The organism is Agromyces sp. Root81 (assembly GCF_001429165.1).
Lineage (GTDB): Bacteria > Actinomycetota > Actinomycetes > Actinomycetales > Microbacteriaceae > Agromyces.
The window spans coordinates 125,882-145,616 of the sequence record NZ_LMIR01000002.1; the positions used below are offsets into that span (position 1 = coordinate 125,882).

Below are 19,735 nucleotides of genomic sequence, written 5' to 3' on the forward strand. Positions count from 1 at the left end.
CCAGTATTGTCAGTGCAGGCTCCACAGGAGTCGCCACCGCCACCGGTCGGGTAACCGGTGGCAGTTGGGGGCGAGTCAGGGCGACATTCGGGTTGTCGCCGCGACTCGGGCTTGATGGGGGGCCGATCTCGGATCGGCCCCCCACCTTCATGTCCGGCGTCGTCGTCGCGAGGGAGCCATCGCCGCTGGCACGGCGGTCAGACCTTCCGCGGGATCTCCAGCCACAGGTCGACCTCGGCCTCGTCCGAGTCGGATGCCGACGCGTCGGAGTCCCGCAGCCCGACGACCGTGACCGCGACGGGCGACGCCTCGGCGGCGGTGCGGACGATGATGCGGTCGGCCGTCGACCCCGCCACCACCTCCGCGAGACGCGACAGCACCCGGTTGCGCACGGCCTCGTCGAGGTCGTCGATGCCGCCCTCGTCGAGGAGCGTCACGGTGATCCCCCGCGCGCGTGCACGCTGCACCTCGGCGCGGACGGCGTCGGTCAGCAGCATCCTGCCCCGGATCTCGTCGCGGATGGCCGCCTCGAGCATGCGGCATTCCGCACGCTGCGCCTCGGTCAGTGCGCCGTCCCGGTCGGCGATTCGGTGCAGCATCGGCGCGGCGAGGCGGTTCGTGTACGCGAGACGCATGCGCCCCTCGAACAGGTGGGCGTCCTGGGCCGCCTGCCAGGCGGCCGCCTCGCGCTCGGCCTGGGCGTAGCGCCGCGTCTCGCGTGCCGCGTTCGTCAGGGCGCTCGTCAGCATGTGGGCGATCCCGACCCAGACGATGCTGCCGATCACGCCGAGACCGCCGAGGGAGAACGGACCCGCCCAGACGATGCTCTGCACGGCGAGGGCGATGACCCCGAGCCATGCGGCCGTCAACTGGCGGCGCGCGGCGGCGATCGTCATGAGCGTTCCCACGGCGGCGACGTACCAGGTCGCATAGCCGTTGTCCGCGTCGGGATCGAGCTGACTCGTCACGAGCAACGGCAGCACGATGGACACGGCGAGGTCGAAGGCGGCGAGCCAGTCGGGCATGCGCACGCGCTTGGCCGGCCAGAGACTGAGGGTCGTCGCCGTCGAGTAGAGGAGCAGGGCGACGACCGCCGGCCACGGCGACGCCGTGCGATCGAGCGAGTAGATGCCGAGCACGACGTGGTAGGTCGAGAACAGTGCGCCCAGCACGAGCAGGAGCCAGCGGGGAATCGAGATCATGCGCCGCCACCTGCTCGCTGCGGCCAGGCGATCGTGACCGTCGTGCCGTGCCCGATCCGCGAATCGACCTGTGCGGCGCCGCCGGCATTGGCCATGCGCTCCTCGATCGAGACGCGGAGGCCGAGCCGCTCGGCCGGGACCTGCGCAGGGTCGAATCCGCGGCCGTTGTCGGCCACCTCGATCACGCAGCCGCCCGCTCGCACGCCTCTGATCCGGAGTTCGCGTCTCGTCGAGAGGCCCGGCTCGTCGGCGTGCTGCAGGCTGTTGACCATCGCCTGCACCGCCGCCGCGTACAGGGCCTCCATCGCCTCGACGGGGAGTTCGACGCCGCCAGCGTTCACGACGCGCACGGTGAAGGGCGTGTTGAAGGTCGTGAGCGCCGCGCGCAGACGGCGCACCAGCACCGGAAGCCCCACCCGGTCGAGGGCGCGCGGACCCGTCACGCCCGCCTCGTCGAGTCGCTGCACGGCGTCCCTGGCCATGCGCGCGGCGAGCTGCTCCTGATCGGGCGTCGTGGCGGCGGCGGCCGAGAGCAGCGTCGTCAGCACGCTGTCGTGCACGAGCGCGTCGACCTTGACCCGCTCGATCTCGTTCGCGTGCAGGCGTGCGGCGACGTCGTACCGCTCGAGTGCGGCCTCCTGTGCGGAGTCGACGGACTCGGCGGCCTGACGCAGCATCGTCACGATGACGAGCACGACGACGCCGAGCACGACCGAGTACATGGCGTCGAGCACGGCGAGCAGCGGGCCCGCGTCGCCACCCGCGGGCAGGAACCGGACCACGCCGTAGATCGCCGGGACGACGACCGTGTACACGGCCGCCCAGATCGGCCGCACCGCGACGACCGCAGCCGTCGTCGCGACCGTGCAGAGGTAGTAGAGCCAGGGTGCACTGCCGCCGAGCGCTGCCGGGACGTCGACGAGGAACGGCCACACGACGAGCGCGACCGCGTACAGCACCGCGAAGGCGAGACAGGCGGTGCGCACCCCGACCTTCGTCACGGTGGCGACGGCCAGCGCCACGATCGCGCCGTACAGCACGGCCATCAGCGCGGCCTCCGCGCCCGGCAGGAGGGCGTCGGCCTGCGCGAGCGCCACCGGCACGGTCTGGGCGCCGAAGACGAGCCCGAAGAGTCCGAGGGCGCGAGCCGTCACGGTCTCGACCTGTGCGCGGGTCACCGTGGAGCGGCGACGCGCGATGCGCGTCACGCGCCAGTCAACGGCGGGCATCTCCACCATCGTCGAGTCCGGGCAGGATCCCGTCCTCCACGGCACGGCGCAACAGGTCGACCTTCGTCGGAGCCGGGCGGCCCACCTCGATGTACTTGGCGCGGATGCGGTCGAGGTACTCCCGCGCGGTCGAGTGGGCGATGCCGAGCTGCGCAGCGACGAGCTTCAACGGAAGCCCCGAGGCGTACAGGTGCAGCACGTCGTGCTCGCGACGGCCGAGCTGGGCCTTCGCGAAGTCGCGGTCGGCTTCGATCGCGCTCGCCCATTCGACGTTGTTGAGCGCGTCGCCCCGCGCCACCGTCGCGATCGCGGCGATGACCGCCGCCATCGGCGACGCCTTCGGGATCACACCGGCGGCTCCCGCCGCGAGCGATTCGCGCACTGCCGCGACGCGGTCGGCGATGCTGTGCACGAGCACGGCGCTGCCGGTCGCGAGCACGGCGTGCACGTTGTCGGTCACCGACGAGCCGTCGCCCAGCGACAGGTCGAGCACGACGACGTCGCACGATCGGCCGGCAAGACCGTCGAGCAGTTCCTGCACCCCCGCCGCGTCGACCACGACGTCGTACCCGGCCTCCTGGCACGCCGCCCGGAGCCCGAGTCGCACGGCCTCGTGGTCGTCGACGATCGCGACCGTCGCCGCGGCATCCGCTGTTCGTGTCGGCGCTGCGGCCCCGACGTCCCCCTCATTCACGTTCACACGATAGCGCGGAGGCGGGCGACCGCCTCGACGTGGTGCGTGTTCGGGAACAGGTCGTACGCGCGCAGTTCGTCGAGTTCATAGCCGCGTTCGCGGAAGAGGCCGACATCGCGGGCGAAGGCGACGGGGTCGCAGGCGACGTACACGAGCTGTCGGGGTCGCAGCTCGGCGAGTCGCTCCACGACCTGGCGTCCGGCTCCGGCGCGCGGCGGGTCGAGCACGATCGTGGCATCGCGCAGGCGTGCGCGCTCGGACGAACCCGAATCGGCCGCGAGTTCGTCGAGGTACCGGTCGACGCGGGCGGTCACCGCGCGTGCGCCGATCCACTCGGAGAGGTTCGCGCCGGCGTGCTCGGTGGCTCGCGCATCGGACTCGACGGTCGTGATGCGCACGGTCTCGCCGAATCGGTCGCCGACGGCGGCCGCGAGCAGCCCCACACCGCCGTAGAGATCGTGGTTGGCCGCGCGTGGGTCGAAGAGGTCGCCGTCGATGAGGTCCTGCACGGCGCGAGTGAGCGTCGCTGCGGCACCCCGGTGCACCTGCCAGAAGCCGTCGCGATCGAGTCGGAAGCCGCGCTCGCCCACGCGCTCCTCGACGGTCGGCCGCGCGCCGCGTGCTGCACGGTCGCTCTCGACCATCACGATCGCCGGATCGCCCGCGCTCGGCGCGACGAGGTCGATCGCTGTCGCACCGGGGAACCGGTCGCCGAGCGGCGCCAGTGCCGCGAGTTCGGCCACGGCGAGCGGAACGGATGCCACGGGGACGATCGTGTGGCTGCGGGCCGCGTACGGCCCGACACGGCCGTCTGCACCGACGTGGAGGCGCATGCGGGTGCGCCATCCGGTGCCCGCATCGACGGACGCCCCCGGTGCGAGCTCGGGGTCGACCGGGGCGACGTCGACGGCCACCTCGACGCCTGCCATGCGGGACAGTGCCTCGCGCAGCACCTCGCCCTTCAGCTCGCGCTGCCTCGGCATGCGGATGTGTCCGAATTCGGCCCCGCCGGCCCGGAGCTCGGGCGCGCGGTCGACGGAGGCCTCGGCCCACACGTGCTCACGGCGGTCGGGCGAAGCGTCGAGGACCTCCACGGTCTCCGCGCGCCAGAAGCGGTCCTTGCCCTGGTCGCTGACGCGGGCCATGACCCGCTCCCCCGGGATCGCGTCGGCGACGAACACGACGCGCCCCTCGTGACGGGCCACGAAGACGCCGCCGTGGGCGACGCGCTCGATCTCGAGCTCGATGATCGGCCCGTCGGTCGCTGGCGGCTTCGGGGCGGGGCGAGGCAATCGCGAGGGCTTCCGCCCACCGCTTCGACGTGGGCGTCGGTTCTCTGGCATGCATCGAGCATTCCACAGCGCCGGCGGAGCCGGGCAGGATGGACGCATGCGCCTCTACCTCGCCTCGACCTCGCCCGCTCGGTTGCAGACCCTCCGCGCAGCCGGAATCGAGCCGATCGCGGCGCCCCCGGGTGTCGACGAGGACGCGGTCGTCGCCGCGCGCGAGGCCGAGACCGGACCGCTCGCGCCTCGCGAGATGGTGCAGCTGCTGGCGCAGGCGAAGGCCGAAGCGCTCGTCGGCACGACGCCCGACGGATCGCCGATCGACGGCCTCATCCTCGGCGGCGACTCCGCATTCCTCACCGGCGGCGCGATCCACGGCAAGCCGCACCGCCCCGAGGTGGCGCGGCAGCGCTGGCTCGCACAGAACGGCGGACACGGCGAACTGTGGTCGGGGCACTGGCTCATCGACCACCGCGGCGGCCGGGTGAACGCCGCAGTCGGGCGAGCGGATGTCGCGACCGTGCGCTTCGCGGCGCTCGACGACACCGAGATCGACGCCTACATCGCCACGGGCGAGCCGCTGCTCGTCGCCGGCGCGTTCACGATCGACAGCCTCGGGGGCCCGTTCATCCGACGCGTGGAAGGCGACCCGTCGACGGTCGTCGGCCTCTCCCTCTCGACGCTCCGCGACCTCGTGCGCGAACTCGGAGTGGCGTGGCCCTCGCTCTGGAATCGCGGGCCGGCCAAGGAATGACGGCGCGTCGATTGTCGACGTCCGCAAGAGACATCCGCTCTTTTTGTGGAAGACGCCCAAAGTGAAGCATGTAGCGAGCAATAGGCTTGAGGATTATGCCGCGCATCTCCAAGGTCCTCATCGCCAACCGTGGCGAGATCGCCGTCCGCGTCATCCGGGCCGCCCGTGACGCCGGTCTCGGCTCCGTCGCCGTCTACGCCGACCAGGACCGGGACGCCCGGCACGTGAAGCTCGCCGACGAGGCATACGCCCTCGACGGCACCACGAGCGCCGACACCTATCTCGTGATCGACAAGATCCTCTCGGTGGCCCGCCGGTCCGGCGCCGACGCCGTGCACCCCGGTTACGGCTTCCTCGCCGAGAACCCCGACTTCGCCCGCGCCGTGATCGACGCCGGCCTCGTCTGGATCGGCCCGTCGCCCGAGGCAATCGAGCGACTCGGCGACAAGGTCTCCGCTCGGCACGTCGCCGAGAAAGTCGGCGCTCCGCTCGCGCCCGGCACGCTCAACCCCGTTGCGGATGCCTCGGAGGTGCTCGACTTCGTCGACGTGCACGGCCTGCCCGTGGCGATCAAGGCCGCCTTCGGCGGCGGCGGCCGCGGCCTGAAGGTCGCCCGCACCCGCGAAGAGGTGCCCGAGCTGTTCGAGTCCGCCACCCGCGAAGCCGTCGCCGCGTTCGGCCGCGGCGAGTGCTTCGTCGAGAAGTACCTCGACAAGCCGCGCCACGTCGAGACCCAGTGCCTCGCCGACGAGCACGGCAACGTCGTCGTGGTCTCGACCCGCGACTGCTCGCTGCAGCGGCGCCACCAGAAGCTCGTCGAGGAGGCGCCCGCGCCCTTCCTCACCGAGGAGCAGACCGCGCAGCTCTACGAGTCGTCGAAGGCGATCCTCCGCGAGGTGGGCTACGTCGGCGCCGGCACCTGCGAGTTCCTCATCGGCCAGGACGGTACGGTCTCGTTCCTCGAGGTGAACACCCGCCTCCAGGTCGAGCACCCGGTCTCCGAAGAGATCACCGGCATCGACCTCGTGCGCGAGCAGTTCCGTCTCGCCGAGGGCGGCGTGCTCGACTACCCCGACCCCGTCACGACCGGACACTCGATCGAGTTCCGCATCAACGGCGAAGACCCCGGCCGCGGCTTCCTCCCCGCCCCCGGACCGGTGCACCAGCTGCGGTTCCCGGGCGGCCCCGGCATCCGCATCGACTCGGGCGTCACCTCGGGCGATGAGATCTCGGGCGCGTTCGACTCGCTGCTCGCCAAGCTCATCGTCACCGGTCGCGACCGCAAGGACGCGCTCGAGCGCGCACGCCGCGCCCTCGACGAATTCGAGGTCGCCGGCCTGCCGACCGTGCTCCCCTTCCACCGCGACATCGTGAACAACCCGGCCTTCGCCCCTGCCGGCGACGAGCCGTTCTCGATCTACACGCGCTGGATCGAGACCGAGTACGACAACCGGCTCGAGCCCTGGTCCGGCGAACTCGCCGATTCCGCCGGCCCCGCCGAGCGCACGAGCGTCGTCGTCGAGGTCGCAGGGCGCCGGGTCGAGGTCACCCTCCCGAAGCGCATCGCCGGCGGTCCCTCGGCCGCGCACACCGCCGGAGCCGCTCCCCGCCGCCGTGCCGCATCGCACGCCGTCGACACCGGCACCGGCGATGCCGTGAAGGCGCCCATGCAGGCGACCGTCGTCAAGGTGGCCGTCGCAGAGGGCGACAAGGTCGTCAAGGGCGACCTCGTGCTCGTGCTCGAGGCGATGAAGATGGAGCAGCCGATCCTCGCCCACAAGGACGGCGTCGTCGACACCATCAATGCCGAGGCCGGCGCCACCGTCTCGAGCGGACACCTGCTGCTCGCGATCGTCGACGCGTAGGCGCGAACACTTCGATCACATCGAACCGCCGTGCGGTGCCGAGCCCGGCACCGCACGGCGGTTCGATGTTCGCCTGCGCGTCAGCGGGCCGCCAGCGCCGCCAGCGTCGAGGTCGCCGCGCTGATGCCGGTGTCGCGCGACGAGGCGATCGTGCTGGTGACCATGCCGGCCCAGAAGATCGTCTCGTTGATCGGGGAGTAGAGGCCGTTGCCGTTCCAGCGCGAGAACGGCCCGGGATAAGCGCCGCGGGCGAACTCGTCCTTCGACCAGTCGTAGGTCGACGACTTCGTGTACTGGAGCCCCTGGTCGCCGGTCGCCGTGCGGAGGTTGTCGAGTGCGGCGGCGAAACGCTGCGACTCGGGCAGGTCGAGCAGCTCCTGCGCCTTGCCGCCGGTCATCCACGACACGACGACCTCGCCGGCGAAGCCCGGCGTGCCGACCGAGGCGTTCCAGTTGCTGGGCGGGTTCTTCGAGAAGGTCGTGAGGATGTCCCAGCCCTGCGGCACCGGGTGGCCGCCGGGGAGCACCGGGTGCGCGAACTCGAGGATGCCCTTGAAGACGGGCAGGTAGCTGATCGCCTGAAACCCGTTGTTCTTCGCTGGGGGCAGGGGCGGGTCGAACACGACATCGCCGTGCTTCAGCACGCCGCCCGGAAGCGCGACGACGAGCGATTCGGCCGTGTAGGTGCCGCGACTGGAGTGCACCTCGACGTGGCCCGGCGCGTGCTCGACCGTGTGCACCTTGGCGTTCAACAGCAGGGGAAGACCGGCGACGAGCGGCTGCAGCACCTGGTCGTAGCCGCCGATCACCCGGTAGTCGCCGTACTCCTCTGGCGGCATCGGCCCCGATTCGTTCAGGAGTTCGAGGCAGGACTTGACCGTGTCGACGACGTCATCGGCCGGCAGCACGTCGAACTGCTCGGTGTCGACCTCGATCGCCGCGAGCATGATCGGGTAGTTGTCGGGGGTGATGCCCACGCGCTGCAGCCAGTGCAACGCGGTCTCGCCGTCGGTCGCGGCGGGGAGCCCGTTCGGGTAGGAGGGCGCGCCGAGCGGGAAGTGCCACGATTCGTAGTGGAATCCGTCGATCCACGGCGTCTCCGGCCGAAGCCGCCCGAACAGTTTCGTCTGCCGGTGCGTCGACAGCCCGAGTTGGTCGATCAACCCCCACGTCGAGACGGTGCTGCCGTGCACGAGCTCGGCGCCGCGCTCGATCGGGATCGACATCGAGGTTCGATCGGTCCACATGCGTCCACCGATGCGATTCCGCGCCTCGAGCACGAGCACGCTGCGGCCGGCGTCGGCGAGTGTCCTCGCCGCGCCGAGGCCGGCGACGCCGGCACCGATCACGATCGCATCCCAGGTGCGGGTCTGCCAGTCGCCCTGGGGCGGTTTCGCGCCGGCGGTCAGGATGAGCCCTGCCGCTCCGGCCGCGCCCGCTGCGAGCAGGGTGCGCCGGGTCAGGCCTCCAGCGCTGCCCGTCGTGCCGCTCGCGTCATCGTTGTACATCGGTACTGCCTCCTTGAACGTCGTTGTCATGAGGTGGTTCGCCGCCCGGCGGGCGAGGGTCAGCGCGCGGCGAGTGCCGTCAGCGCGGCGTTCGCCGCCGCCACCCCGGAGTTGCGGGACGAGTGGATGGTGCTGGTCACCATGCCGGCCCAGAAGATCGTGTCCGCGATCGGGGCGTTCAGGCCGCTGCGCCGCGAGAACGGACCGGGGTACGCACCTCGGGCGAACTCGTCCTTCGACCAGTCGTAGGTCGAGGCGTTGACGTACTGCAGGCCCTGATCGCCGACCGCGGTGCGCACGTTGTCGAGTGCCGCCTGGAACCGCTCGGCCTCGGGCAGGTCGAGTAGCTCCTGCGCCTTGCCGCCCGTCATCCAGGCCACGACGACCTCGCCGGCGTAGCCCGGGGTGCCGACCGAGCCGTTCCAGAGGCTCGGCGGGTTCTTCGAGAACGTCGTCATGATGTCCCACGCCTTCGGTACGGGGTGCGCTGCGGGCAGCACGGGCTGGGCGAACTCGAGGATGCCCTTGAAGACCGGCAGGTACTCGATCTCCTGGAAGCCGTCGCGCTTGTCGGCGGGCAGCGGCGGGTTGAATGTGATGTCGCCGTTCTTCAGCACGCCGCCGGGGAGCGCGACGACGAGCGTCTTAGCCTTGAACGAACCGGCGCTCGAGTGCACGTCGACCCGGCCGGCCCGGTGCTCGACCGTGTGCACTCGCGCACCGCGCAGCAGGTCGAGCCCCGCGGCGAGCGGCTGCAGCACCTGGTTGTAACCGCCGATGACCCGGTAGTCGCCGTACTCCTCTGGCGGCATGGGGCCCGAGAGCTCCTGCATCTCGAGGCAGGCGGCCACCGTGTCGACGACGAACCAGGCCGGCAGCACGTCGAACTGCTCGCTGTCGACCTCGGCCGCGGCGAGCATGATCGGGTAGTTGTCGGGCGTGATGCCGACTCGCTCGAGCCAGGCGAGCGCCGTCTCACCGTCGACCGGGTCGGGCAGCCCGCCCGGCAGCGAGGGCGCGCCGAGCGGGAAATGCCAGCTCTCGAAGGTGAAGCCGTCGATCCACGGGCTGTCGGGGCGAAGCCGTCCGAAGATCGTCGTCTGCCGACGCGTGGAGAGGCCGAGCTGGTCGATGAGTTCCCACGTCGAGACGGTGGTGCCGTGCACGAGCTCGGCACCACGCTCGATCGGGATCGTCATCGAGGTGCGGTCGGTCCACATGCGCCCGCCGATGCGGTCGCGGGCCTCGAGCACGAGCACGCGCTTGCCTGCGTCGGCGAGCACACGGGCCGCGCCCAGACCGGATGCACCGGCGCCGATCACGATCGCATCCCACATGCGGTGATACGAGCCGGGGATGCCTGCACCGGGACGCGCGCCCGCGGTCAGGACCACGCCTGCGGCACCGGCTGCTCCGATGCCGAGGATCGCACGCCGGGTCACCCCGTGCGTGCCGTGGGTGCTGTCGATCTCGCCGCGTTCGTTCATGTCCGCCTCCCGGGACTCCACTGTCAGGGGTGGTGCCTGCGGGCTCGGAAACCGCTCCGGCGCCGCTGACGCCATGGTGCTGACTCGGACGCTAGCAACGAACGGCGGAGGAAATCAACAGCGTTGACAAGCTTGTTGTCAAAATGATTGCGAAAGCACTGGCACCGACTGCTCCGGATCACGTTTCGGTCACCCCGGCGGAGGACGCGGTCGGTCGCCTCGACGGAGCGACCGACCCTGCGTCGTCAGGAGCCCGCCGGCGGCTCCGCGCCCTGTGCCGTGGGCAGCTCGACCTCGCTCACGCGCAGCTCGAGACCGAGCCGCGAGCGGCGGCGCCCGTACAGCAGGTAGATGACGACGCCGATGACGAGCCAGACGAGGAAGCGCACCCAGGTGAGTGTCGTCAGGTTGAACATCAGCCAGACGCAGAGCACCGCCGAGAGGATCGGCAGCACCGGTGACCACGGCACGCGGAAGCCGCGCGGCAGGTCGGGGCGGGTACGCCGCAGCACCACGACGCCGATGCTCACGAGCACGAACGCCGAGAGCGTGCCGATGTTGATCATCTCCTCGAGGAGGCCGACATCGGTGAAGGCGGCGACGAACGCCACGACCGTGCCCGCGATGATCTGGATGCGAGCGGGCGTCTTCGTGTGTTCGGTGGTCTTCGACAGCCAGCGGGGCAGCAGTCCGTCGCGGCTGAGCGCGAAGACGATGCGCGAGAGCCCGAGCAGGATGATCATGATGACCGTCGTGAGGCCTGCGAGCGCCCCGAGCGAGATCACGGCCGATGCCCAGTCCTGCCCGACGAGCCGGAACGCGGTCGCGAGCGACGGCGTCTCCTCGGCCGCGAGCTCGGTGTACGACACCATGCCGGTCATGACGATCGACACGAGCACGTAGAGCAGCGTCACGATGCCGAGTCCGAGGAAGATGCCTCGCGGCAGCCGCTTCTGCGGCTCGCGCACCTCTTCGGCGCTCGTGGCGACGACGTCGAAGCCGATGAACGCGAAGAAGACGAGCGCCGCGGCCGAGAGCATGCCGAAGACGCCGTACTGCGCGGGCGCGGCGCCGGTCATCCAGGAGAACAGCGACTGCGTCCAGACATCCGTCGCGCCGCCGTCGGTCGGCACCGCCTCGGGGATGAACGGCGTGAAGTTCGCCGCCTTCACGAAGAAGAACCCGACGACGATCACGAAGAGCACGATCGCGACCTTGATGATCGTGAACACCGCGCCGACGCGAGCCGTGAGCTTCGTGCCGGCCACGAGCAGCGCCGTGAAGACGGCCACGATGAGGAAGGCCGGCCAGCTCACCTCGACACCGCCGAGGTCGAAGGTCGATGGGAAGGGCAGCCCGAAGGCGAGCAGCGCCTCGCCGAGGTAGACGCCCCAGTACTTCGCGAGCACGGCGGCCGCCGTGAACAGCTCGAGGATGAGGTCCCAGCCGATGATCCAGGCGAGGAGCTCCCCCATCGTCGCGTACGTGAAGGTGTAGGCGCTGCCGGCGACCGGCACCGTCGAGGCGAACTCCGCGTAGCACATGATGGCGAGCCCGCAGGTGACGGCGGCCAGCACGAACGAGACGATCACACTCGGCCCGGCGAAGTTCGCCGCTGCCTGCGCTCCGACCGAGAAGATGCCGGCGCCGACCGCGACGGCGATGCCCATGAGGGCGAGGTCGAACGTGCCGAGCGAGCGTTTGAGGCTCCGCTCCTCGTCGTGGGAGTCGGCGATCGACGACTCGACCGATTTCACGCGCAGGTTCATCGCTACCCCCTGAGGTCGGCGCCGCCCGCGCGACGCGGATTCACACTCAGCGTACGACGTGCATGGCCCTGGCGGCAACCGTCAGCGAACCGGTCAGCGACGGGTACACCGGGAACGCCTCGGCGAACTGGTCGACCGTCAGCCGGTGCTCGACGGCGAGCGCGAGCGAGAAGATCAGCTCGGACGCCTTCGGAGCGACGATGACGCCGCCGATGATCGACCCCGAGCCGGCCGAGGCGAAGAGCTTCACGAAGCCGTCGCGGATGCCCATCATCTTCGCGCGGGGGTTCGAGGCGAGCGGCAGCTTGTAGACGACGCCGGGCACGACGCCCTCCTCGATCTCCTTCTCGGTCCAGCCGACCGTGGCGATCTCGGGCTGCGTGAAGATGTTCGAGGTGATGTTGCGGTTCTCGGGCGGGTTCACGATGTCGCCCATGGCGTGGAAGACGGCGGTGCGCCCCTGCATCGAGGCCACCGAGGCGAGCGGCATGAACGTCGTGCAGTCGCCCGCCGCGTAGATGTTCGGGATCGAGGTACGAGCCACCCGGTTGACGCGGATGTGTCCCGAGTCCGACAGCTGCACGCCCGCCTGCTCGAGGCCGAGCTCGAGCGTGTTCGGCACCGAGCCGACCGCCATCAGGCAGTGGCTGCCGCGCACCTCGCGCCCGTCGGTGAGCGTGGCCACGACGCTGTCGCCGTCGCGCACGACCGACTCGGCGCGGGACTTGTTCATGACCTTCATGCCGTTGCGCTTGAAGACCTTCTCGATCACGGATGCTGCGTCGGCGTCTTCACCCGGAAGCACCTGGTCGCGGCTCGAGATGAGCGTGACCTTCGCGCCGAGCGCCCGGTATGCGGAGGCGAACTCGGCACCGGTCACGCCGGAGCCGACGACGATGAGGTGCTCGGGCACCTGCTGCAGGTGGTAGAGCTGGGTCCACGTGAGGATGCGCTCGCCGTCGGGCACCGCGGTCGGCAGCACGCGCGGGGAGGCGCCGACCGAGATGACGAGCGTGTCGGCCTCGATGCGGTCGAAGTCCGTGCCGCCCTTCGCGGTCGCGACGATGACCGCGTTCGGTCCGTCGAGGCGCCCCTCGCCCTGCACGAGGTGCACGCCGGCCTCGATGAGGTTGCCGCGCATGTCCTCCGACTGCTGCGCGGCGAGGCCGAGCAGCCGCTTGTTGACCGCGGCGAGGTTGATCGCCACGTTGGGCTTGACGGCCTTCTCGGCGTCGCCCTTCGCGTAGAACTGCACGCCGAGGTCCGCAGCCTCCTTGACGGCGTTCGAGGCCTCTGCAGTGGCGATGAGCGACTTCGACGGCACGACGTCGGTGAGCACCGCTGCGCCGCCGACCCCCGCCCGTTCGATGAGGGTGACCTCCGCGCCGAGTTGCGCCCCGGCCAGGGCCGCTTCGTACCCGCCTGGCCCTCCTCCGAGTACGGCAATACGTTGGGTGCGCTCGAACTCATAGGCCATGCTCATATTCTGTCAGCTCCCGGCCATCGGCCAGCAAACGAGCAGCTCCTCGCCGCGGCATCCGCTCGTCATTAGAGTGGGATGATGCACGCTGCCAATCCGCTCGACGACCCAACTGCCGACCCGTTCGCCATCGCCGCCACCGCGGCGGAGCGCATCGCGGAACTCACCGGAGTGGAGCGACACGACATCGCCCTCACCCTCGGCAGCGGGTGGGGCCGCGCCGCAGAGCTCATCGGCGAGACCACGCACACGATCGCCGCGACCGAGGTGCCCGGCTTCTCGAAGCCCGCGCTCGAGGGTCACGTCGGGACGCTCCGCTCGGTGCTGCTGCCGAGCGGCAAGCGCGCCCTCGTCATCGGCGCTCGCACCCACTACTACGAGGACCACGGGGTGCGCCGCGTCGTCCATTCGGTGCGCACGGCCGCCGCGACCGGCGTGAAGACGATGATCCTCACGAACGGCGCAGGCGGCATCAAGGAGCACTGGAAGCCCGGCACGCCCGTGCTGATCAGCGACCATATCAACCTCACGGCCGACTCGCCGCTCGAGGGCGCGACGTTCATCGACCTCACCGACCTCTACTCGAAGCGGCTCAGGGACCTCGCGCACTCCATCGACTCGACGCTCGACGAGGGCGTGTACTGCCAGTTCCGCGGGCCGCACTACGAGACGCCCGCCGAGGTGCAGATGGCGAAGATCATCGGCGGCCACATCGTCGGCATGTCGACCGCGCTCGAGGCGATCGCCGCGCGCCAGTCGGGCATGGAGGTGCTCGGCATGTCGCTCATCACGAACCTCGCAGCCGGCATCCAGCAGACGCCGCTGAGCCACGAAGAGGTCATCGAGGCCGGTCGCACGGCCGAGCCGGTGATCTCGAGCCTGCTCGCCAAGATCGTCGCCGAACTCTAAGGGGCAGCGGATGTCGCAGACCGACGCCGACCAGCAGCGCATCGCCCTCGCCGAGGCCTGGCTCGCGCAGGACCCCGACCCGGAGACGAGGGCCGAGCTCTCGGCGATCGTCGACGCCGTGCACGGCGGCGACGCCGAGGCGGCCGCCGACCTCGCCGATCGCTTCGACCAGCGGCTCGCCTTCGGCACCGCTGGGCTCCGCGGCGAGATCGCAGCAGGCCCGAACCGGATGAACCGGGTGCTCGTCTCCCAGGCGGCTGCGGGCCTCGCGGCCCACCTCGTCGAGCACGCCGTGCTCGGACAGACGCCGTCGATCGTGATCGGGTACGACGGTCGCAAGAACTCGGCCGTCTTCGCACGCGACACCGCCGAGATCATGGCCGGCGCCGGGGTGCGGGCCATCCTGCTGCCCCGACTGCTGCCGACCCCCGTGCTCGCGTTCGCCGTGCGTCACTTCGACGTGTCGGCCGGCGTGATGGTGACGGCCTCGCACAACCCGCCGAACGACAACGGCTACAAGGTGTACCTCGGCGGCGACGACCACGGCTCGCAGATCGTCGCCCCGGCCGACGCCGAGATCGCGGCGCAGATCCAGCGCGTCGCCGAGACGCGGCTCGTGCCAGAGCTTCCCCGTGGCGTGTTCGAGACGGCCGCCGAATCCGTCGTCGACGAGTACATCCGGCTGACGGCGCAGGTCGCCGCTCCCCCGGCGGCGCAGCCGCGCGTCGTGTACACCGCGATGCACGGCGTCGGCTGGCAGACCATGGCGAGCGTGCTCGCCGCGGCGGGCTTCGACGCCCCCGCCCTCGTCGAGGCGCAGATCGAGCCCGACCCGGCGTTCCCGACCGTGTCGTTCCCGAACCCCGAGGAGCCCGGAGCGATGGATCTCTCCTTCGCCCGGGCCCGTGCGGTCGACGCCGAACTCATCCTGGCCAACGACCCCGACGCCGATCGCCTCGCGATCGCGATCCCCGACGTCTCGGCCGAGGCCGGGTACCGGCGGCTCACCGGCAACGAGGTGGGACTCGTGCTCGGCTGGCAGGCGGCGGAACGCGCCGCGGCGGTCGCCGGCGATTCCGGCCCGAACGGCTCGCTCGCCTGCTCGATCGTCTCCTCCCCCGGACTCGAGGCGATCGCCCGCGCCTACGGCCTCGACTTCGAGGCGACCCTCACGGGCTTCAAGTGGATCTCGCGCGCGCCCGGCCTCGTCTTCGGCTTCGAGGAAGCGCTCGGCTACCTCGTGAACCCCACCACGGTGCGCGACAAGGACGGCATCTCCGCGGGCCTGGCCTTCCTCTCCCTCGCGGCGGAGCTCAAGGCCGAGGGGCGCACGGTGGCCGATCACCTCGACGCCTTCGTCGAGCGGTTCGGATGCCACGACTCGGCCCAGATCTCGATCCGCGTCACCGAGCTCGCCCGCATCGGCGAGATCATGGCGCGGCTCCGGGCCGAGCCGCCCGCGTCCATCGGCGGCATCCGGGTGGAGCGCATCGAGGACCTCGCCGACGGGTTCGGCGAGCTGCCGCCCTCCGACGTGCTCCGCATCGTGCTCGACGGCGGCGGCCGCGTGATGGTGCGTCCGAGCGGCACCGAGCCGAAGCTCAAGATCTACATCGACGCCGTGGCCGAGACGGGCACCGTCGCCGAACGTCGCGCCGCGGCATCCGCTGCCGTGTCGGCGCTCGACGCGGGCATGCGCGAGCTCGTCGCGTAGGCAGTCGCCGTCGCCCTGGCGCTCGTCGCATCGGTGCCGCTCGTCGCTCGGACGATCGGGCGCCCGGTGCCACGAGGTCAGCCGAGCGAGGTCTCGAGCTTCGTGCTGATCTCCTCGACGTCGAAGTAGTTCGACACCTCGACGATCTCGGCGAAGCTGCGGCCGACCGCGGCGCGCACGGCATCGGCGAGCTCGCTCGACGTCAGGATCACCTGCGCGTCGGCGGCGGCGGCGGCGATGCCCGCGAGATCGCTCGCATCGACGTCGGCGGAGAGCCCGAGCCGATCGAGCGCGCGCTCCGCGTTCACCTTCAGGATCGCGGAGGTGCCGATGCCGACTCCGCAGACGGCGATGATCTTCACGCCTCCGCCTCTCGATCGAAGCCGAGCATCGCCCGCAGCTCGTCGGCGGTCTCCGCCTTCGCGATGCGGCCGACGATGCCGCTGTCGTTGAAGGCGTTCGCGAGGCGGGCGACCGAGGCCACGTGCTCCTCGGCGTTGGAGACCGCGAGTCCGACCACGACGCGCACCGGGTCGTTGTGCGGATGCCCGAACGGCACCGGCTCGGCGAGCGTCACGACGGCGAGTCCCTCTGCACGCACGTCGGGCCCCGGCCGGGCGTGCGCGAGCGCGAGCCCTGGGGCGATCACGACGTAGGCGCCGAACTCCTCGATGACCGCGATCATCCGGTCGGCGTACTCGGAGCGGGTCGAACCGGACCGCACGAGGGCCCGCCCCGCCTCGCGGACGGCGCCGCGCCAGTCGTCGACGTGGGCGCCGAGCACGATGGCTTCGTCGGGGAGCGGCGGGAGGGTCATCAGGGTCCGTTCAGGGGGCTGCAGGCGGGTGCGCGGTGCTCCGGAGCGTCCGCGCGTCAGGCGTCGTCGAAGCCGTCTTGGATCAACTCGGCGAGCTCTTCGCGGTCGTCGAGCGGCAGGAAGGCCGCCGCGGCCGCGTTCAGCTGGAACGTCTCGAAGTCGTCGAGGTCGTACCCGAACGCGTCGCTCAGGAGCGCCAACTCGCGGGTGAGGCTCGTGCCCGACTGCAACCGGTTGTCGGTGTTGACCGTCACACGGAACCCGAGCTGGTACAGCAGGTCGAAGGGGTGGTCGATGAGCTCGTCGCCCCACGCCGCGATCGCGCCGGTCTGCAGGTTCGACGACGGGCTGGTCTCGAGCGCGATCTCCCGGTCGCGCACCCACTGCGCGATCGGACCGAGCGAGACGTAGGTGTTCTCGTCGTCCTGGCGATCGATCAGCAGGTCTTCCGCGATGCGCACGCCGTGGCCGAGCCGCAGTGCGCGACCGTCGAACAGGGCACTGCGGATGGACTCGAGCCCGTCGGCCTCGCCGGCGTGCACGGTCACGGGCAGGTACTGGCTCGCGAGGTAGTCGAACGCCGTGCGGTGACGGCTCGGCAGGAAGCCCGCCTCCGCGCCCGCGATGTCGAAGCCGACGACGCCGCGATCGCGGTGACGCACGGCGAGCTCGGCGATCTCGAGACCGCGGTCGGCGTGGCGCATGGCGGTGATGAGCTGACCGGCGCGGATGCCGAGTCCCTGGGCGCGCGCATCGTCGATGCCCTGCTCGATGCCGGACTGCACGGCCTCGACGGTCTCGTCGAGGCTGAGACCGCGCGTGAGGTGCTGCTCGGGCGCCCACCGGATCTCGCCGTAGATCACGCCGTCGGCCGCCAGATCCTGCACGAACTCGCGGGCGACGCGGGTCAGGCCCTCGCGGGTCTGCATCACGGCGGTCGTGAGGTCGAAGGTCTTCAGGTACTCGACGAGCGAGCCGGAGTTCGAGCGTTCGGCGAACCACTGGCCGAGCGACTCAGCATCGGCCGCGGGCACCTCGACACCCATCCCGTCGGCGAGTTCGATGAGCGTCTGCGGACGCAAGCCTCCGTCGAGGTGGTCATGCAGCGAGATCTTCGGCAGCGCCTGGATGTTCGTGCCGTCGCCTTCGAGGCGGTACTCCGTCGGAATCGTGTTCACGAGTCAACGATAGCGACAGGGCCCCCGCGAAGTCTCGGCAATCTCGAAGCAAGACGTCCCGCGCCAGGCGGCGAGCCTCCTCAGCGACCGATGCGGTCGGCGATGAGCGGCCCGCCGTCCTCGATCGCCTCGCCGGCGTCGCCGATGCGCCAGGCGCCCTCGACGGCGTCGAGCGCCCGGGCGAATCGGGCGGGCTCGTCGGCGTGCAGCGTGAACAGCGGCTCGCCCTTGCGGACGACGTCGCCGGGCTTGGCGTGCAGGTCGATGCCGGCGGCGTGCTGCACCGGGTCCTGCTTGCGTGCGCGACCGGCACCGAGGCGCCAGGCCGCGATGCCGAACGGCAGGGCGTGCTGGGCCACGAGCACGCCGTCTCGCTCGGCCGTCACGACGTGCTGCTCGCGGGCAACCGGCATCGCCGCATCGGGGTCGCCGCCCTGGGCGCGGATCGCCCGGCGCCACGTGTCCATGGCGCGGCCGTCGTCGAGCGCGGCTTCGACGTCGACGTCGGGCTGACCGGCGAGGGCGAGCATCTCGCGGGCGAGGGCGATCGTCAGCTCACGGACATCCGACGGGCCGCCGCCGGCGAGCACCTCGACCGACTCGCGCACCTCGTTGGCGTTGCCGATCGTGAGGCCGAGCGGCACGTTCATGTTCGTGATGAGGGCGGAGGTCGCCACGCCCGCGTCTTCGCCGAGCTCGACCATCGTGCGGGCGAGCTCGCGCGAACGGTCGATGTCGGTGAGGAACGCGCCGGAGCCGAACTTCACGTCGAGCACGAGCGCACCGGTGCCCTCGGCGATCTTCTTCGACATGATCGACGACGCGATGAGCGGGATCGCCTCGACCGTGCCCGTGATGTCGCGGAGCGCGTAGAGCTTCTTGTCAGCGGGCGCGAGCCCCGCGCCGGCAGCGCAGATCACGCCACCGACGTCGCGGAGCTGCGCGAACATCTCGTCGTTCGTGATCTCGGCGCGCCATCCGGGGATGGACTCGAGCTTGTCGAGCGTGCCGCCCGTGTGGCCGAGCCCGCGGCCCGAGAGCTGCGGCACCGCCACGCCGAACGTCGCGACGAGGGGCATGAGCGGCAGCGTGATCTTGTCGCCGACGCCGCCCGTCGAGTGCTTGTCGCTCGTGGGCTTGCCGAGCCCCGAGAAGTCCATGCGCTCACCGCTCGCGATCATCGCCATCGTCAGGTCGCGGATCTCGCGGCGCGTCATGCCGTTGAGGAAGATCGCCATCGTCATGGCCGACATCTGCTCGTCGGCGACGTAGCCGCGCGTGTAGGCGTCGACGAGCCAGTCGATCTCGGGCGTAGCGAGTTCGTGCCCGTCGCGCTTGGCGCGGATCAGGTCGACGGCGTCGAACGGTTCGACGGTGTTCATGCCTTCACTCCTCTGAATTCGGCGAGCTGCCGCGGGCCGAACGCATCGGGCAGCACCTCGTCGATGGTCTTGATCCCCGAGACGGTGTCGAGCAGCATGCCCTCGGCGGAGTGCTCGTACAGCAGCTGCCGGCAGCGCCCGCAGGGCATGAGGGCGGCGCCGTGGCCGTCGACGCAGGCGAACGCGACGAGTTTGCCGCCGCCCGACATGACGAGTGCCGAGACGAGCGAGCACTCGGCGCAGAGCGTCACCCCGTACGAGGCGTTCTCCACGTTGCAGCCGCTCACGATGCGGCCGTCCTCGACGATCGCGGCGGCGCCCACCGGGAACTCCGAGTACGGCACGTACGCCTTCGCCATCGCCTCGCGGGCGCGCCCGCGGAGCTCGTTCCAGTCGATCGCATCCGTTGCGGTCATGGTGCTCCCCCGTTCCAGGATGTCGGGATCCGGGCGCTCAGCGCG

The 19,735-nt window shown here is 70.9% G+C and carries 17 protein-coding genes; 4 read left to right on the forward strand and 13 right to left on the reverse strand.

What is annotated here, in order from left to right; genetic code table 11:
- Positions 1-197: 197 nt before the first annotated feature.
- The 4 genes from ASE14_RS05615 to ASE14_RS05630 are packed head-to-tail and all read right to left on the reverse strand — an operon-like array spanning position 198 to position 4,417.
- On the reverse strand, positions 198-1,202 hold the full coding sequence (locus tag ASE14_RS05615; protein ID WP_056652099.1) for a hypothetical protein: 1,005 nt from the start codon (positions 1,200-1,202) through the stop codon (positions 198-200).
- Positions 1,199-2,431 (reverse strand): sensor histidine kinase, encoded by a 1,233-nt coding sequence (locus tag ASE14_RS05620; RefSeq protein ID WP_162257709.1) that lies wholly within the window; start codon positions 2,429-2,431, stop codon positions 1,199-1,201. The genes ASE14_RS05615 and ASE14_RS05620 overlap by 4 nt, the downstream gene beginning before the upstream one ends.
- The gene (locus tag ASE14_RS05625) at positions 2,418-3,125 is read right to left on the reverse strand and encodes a response regulator (RefSeq protein ID WP_056655853.1); all 708 of its coding nucleotides are present in this window, start codon (positions 3,123-3,125) and stop codon (positions 2,418-2,420) included. The genes ASE14_RS05620 and ASE14_RS05625 overlap by 14 nt, the downstream gene beginning before the upstream one ends.
- Before the next feature lie 2 nt (positions 3,126-3,127).
- Positions 3,128-4,417 (reverse strand): class I SAM-dependent RNA methyltransferase, encoded by a 1,290-nt coding sequence (locus ASE14_RS05630; protein ID WP_056652106.1) that lies wholly within the window; start codon positions 4,415-4,417, stop codon positions 3,128-3,130.
- A gap of 97 nt (positions 4,418-4,514) precedes the next feature.
- On the opposite strand from ASE14_RS05630, the gene ASE14_RS05635 reads away from it, so the two are divergent.
- Together ASE14_RS05635 and ASE14_RS05640 are read left to right on the forward strand one after the other, a co-directional pair.
- On the forward strand, positions 4,515-5,165 hold the full coding sequence (locus ASE14_RS05635; RefSeq protein WP_056655856.1) for a nucleoside triphosphate pyrophosphatase: 651 nt from the start codon (positions 4,515-4,517) through the stop codon (positions 5,163-5,165).
- A gap of 95 nt (positions 5,166-5,260) precedes the next feature.
- Positions 5,261-7,030, forward strand: coding sequence for a biotin carboxylase N-terminal domain-containing protein (locus ASE14_RS05640; protein ID WP_056652109.1), 1,770 nt, complete (start codon positions 5,261-5,263; stop codon positions 7,028-7,030).
- Positions 7,031-7,110: 80 nt separating this feature from the next.
- Here the strand turns inward: ASE14_RS05640 and ASE14_RS05645 are convergent, their stop codons facing one another.
- The 4 genes from ASE14_RS05645 to ASE14_RS05660 all read right to left on the reverse strand — a co-directional run bounded on the left by ASE14_RS05645 (position 7,111) and on the right by ASE14_RS05660 (position 13,271).
- Complete coding sequence (locus ASE14_RS05645) at positions 7,111-8,538, reverse strand: NAD(P)/FAD-dependent oxidoreductase (RefSeq protein ID WP_056652112.1); 1,428 nt, start codon at positions 8,536-8,538, stop codon at positions 7,111-7,113.
- A gap of 59 nt (positions 8,539-8,597) precedes the next feature.
- Positions 8,598-10,025, reverse strand: a complete 1,428-nt coding sequence (locus tag ASE14_RS05650) for an NAD(P)/FAD-dependent oxidoreductase (RefSeq protein ID WP_056652115.1) — start codon at positions 10,023-10,025, stop codon at positions 8,598-8,600.
- 245 nt (positions 10,026-10,270) lie between these two features.
- Positions 10,271-11,794 carry an APC family permease gene (locus ASE14_RS05655; protein WP_056652118.1) on the reverse strand — a complete coding sequence of 508 codons (1,524 nt, stop codon included), beginning with the start codon at positions 11,792-11,794 and terminating at the stop codon, positions 10,271-10,273.
- Positions 11,795-11,840: 46 nt separating this feature from the next.
- A complete protein-coding gene (locus tag ASE14_RS05660) occupies positions 11,841-13,271 on the reverse strand; it encodes an NAD(P)H-quinone dehydrogenase (RefSeq protein ID WP_056655860.1) in 1,431 nt (476 codons plus the stop codon).
- Between the two features lie 84 nt (positions 13,272-13,355).
- Here ASE14_RS05660 and ASE14_RS05665 point away from each other — a divergent pair, with 84 nt between their 5' ends.
- Both ASE14_RS05665 and ASE14_RS05670 read left to right on the forward strand, forming a co-directional pair.
- Entirely contained in the window at positions 13,356-14,183 is an 828-nt protein-coding gene (locus ASE14_RS05665; RefSeq protein ID WP_200953283.1) for a purine-nucleoside phosphorylase, read from the forward strand.
- Between the two features lie 10 nt (positions 14,184-14,193).
- A complete protein-coding gene (locus ASE14_RS05670) occupies positions 14,194-15,897 on the forward strand; it encodes a phospho-sugar mutase (RefSeq protein WP_056652123.1) in 1,704 nt (567 codons plus the stop codon).
- Positions 15,898-15,974: 77 nt separating this feature from the next.
- Here ASE14_RS05670 and ASE14_RS05675 read toward each other — a convergent pair whose 3' ends face one another.
- From ASE14_RS05675 to ASE14_RS05695, 5 genes are all read right to left on the reverse strand, one after another.
- Positions 15,975-16,259, reverse strand: a complete 285-nt coding sequence (locus ASE14_RS05675; RefSeq protein WP_056652126.1) for a PTS sugar transporter subunit IIB — start codon at positions 16,257-16,259, stop codon at positions 15,975-15,977.
- Positions 16,256-16,714 (reverse strand): PTS sugar transporter subunit IIA, encoded by a 459-nt coding sequence (locus ASE14_RS05680; RefSeq protein ID WP_056652128.1) that lies wholly within the window; start codon positions 16,712-16,714, stop codon positions 16,256-16,258. Before ASE14_RS05680 ends, ASE14_RS05675 begins: the two co-directional genes overlap by 4 nt.
- Before the next feature lie 56 nt (positions 16,715-16,770).
- A complete protein-coding gene (locus ASE14_RS05685; protein WP_235511117.1) occupies positions 16,771-17,892 on the reverse strand; it encodes an adenosine deaminase in 1,122 nt (373 codons plus the stop codon).
- An 80-nt stretch (positions 17,893-17,972) separates the two neighbouring features.
- The gene (locus ASE14_RS05690) at positions 17,973-19,274 is read right to left on the reverse strand and encodes a thymidine phosphorylase (protein WP_056652131.1); all 1,302 of its coding nucleotides are present in this window, start codon (positions 19,272-19,274) and stop codon (positions 17,973-17,975) included.
- Positions 19,271-19,690 carry a cytidine deaminase gene (locus tag ASE14_RS05695; RefSeq protein ID WP_056652133.1) on the reverse strand — a complete coding sequence of 140 codons (420 nt, stop codon included), beginning with the start codon at positions 19,688-19,690 and terminating at the stop codon, positions 19,271-19,273. Before ASE14_RS05695 ends, ASE14_RS05690 begins: the two co-directional genes overlap by 4 nt.
- Positions 19,691-19,735 lie beyond the last annotated feature (45 nt).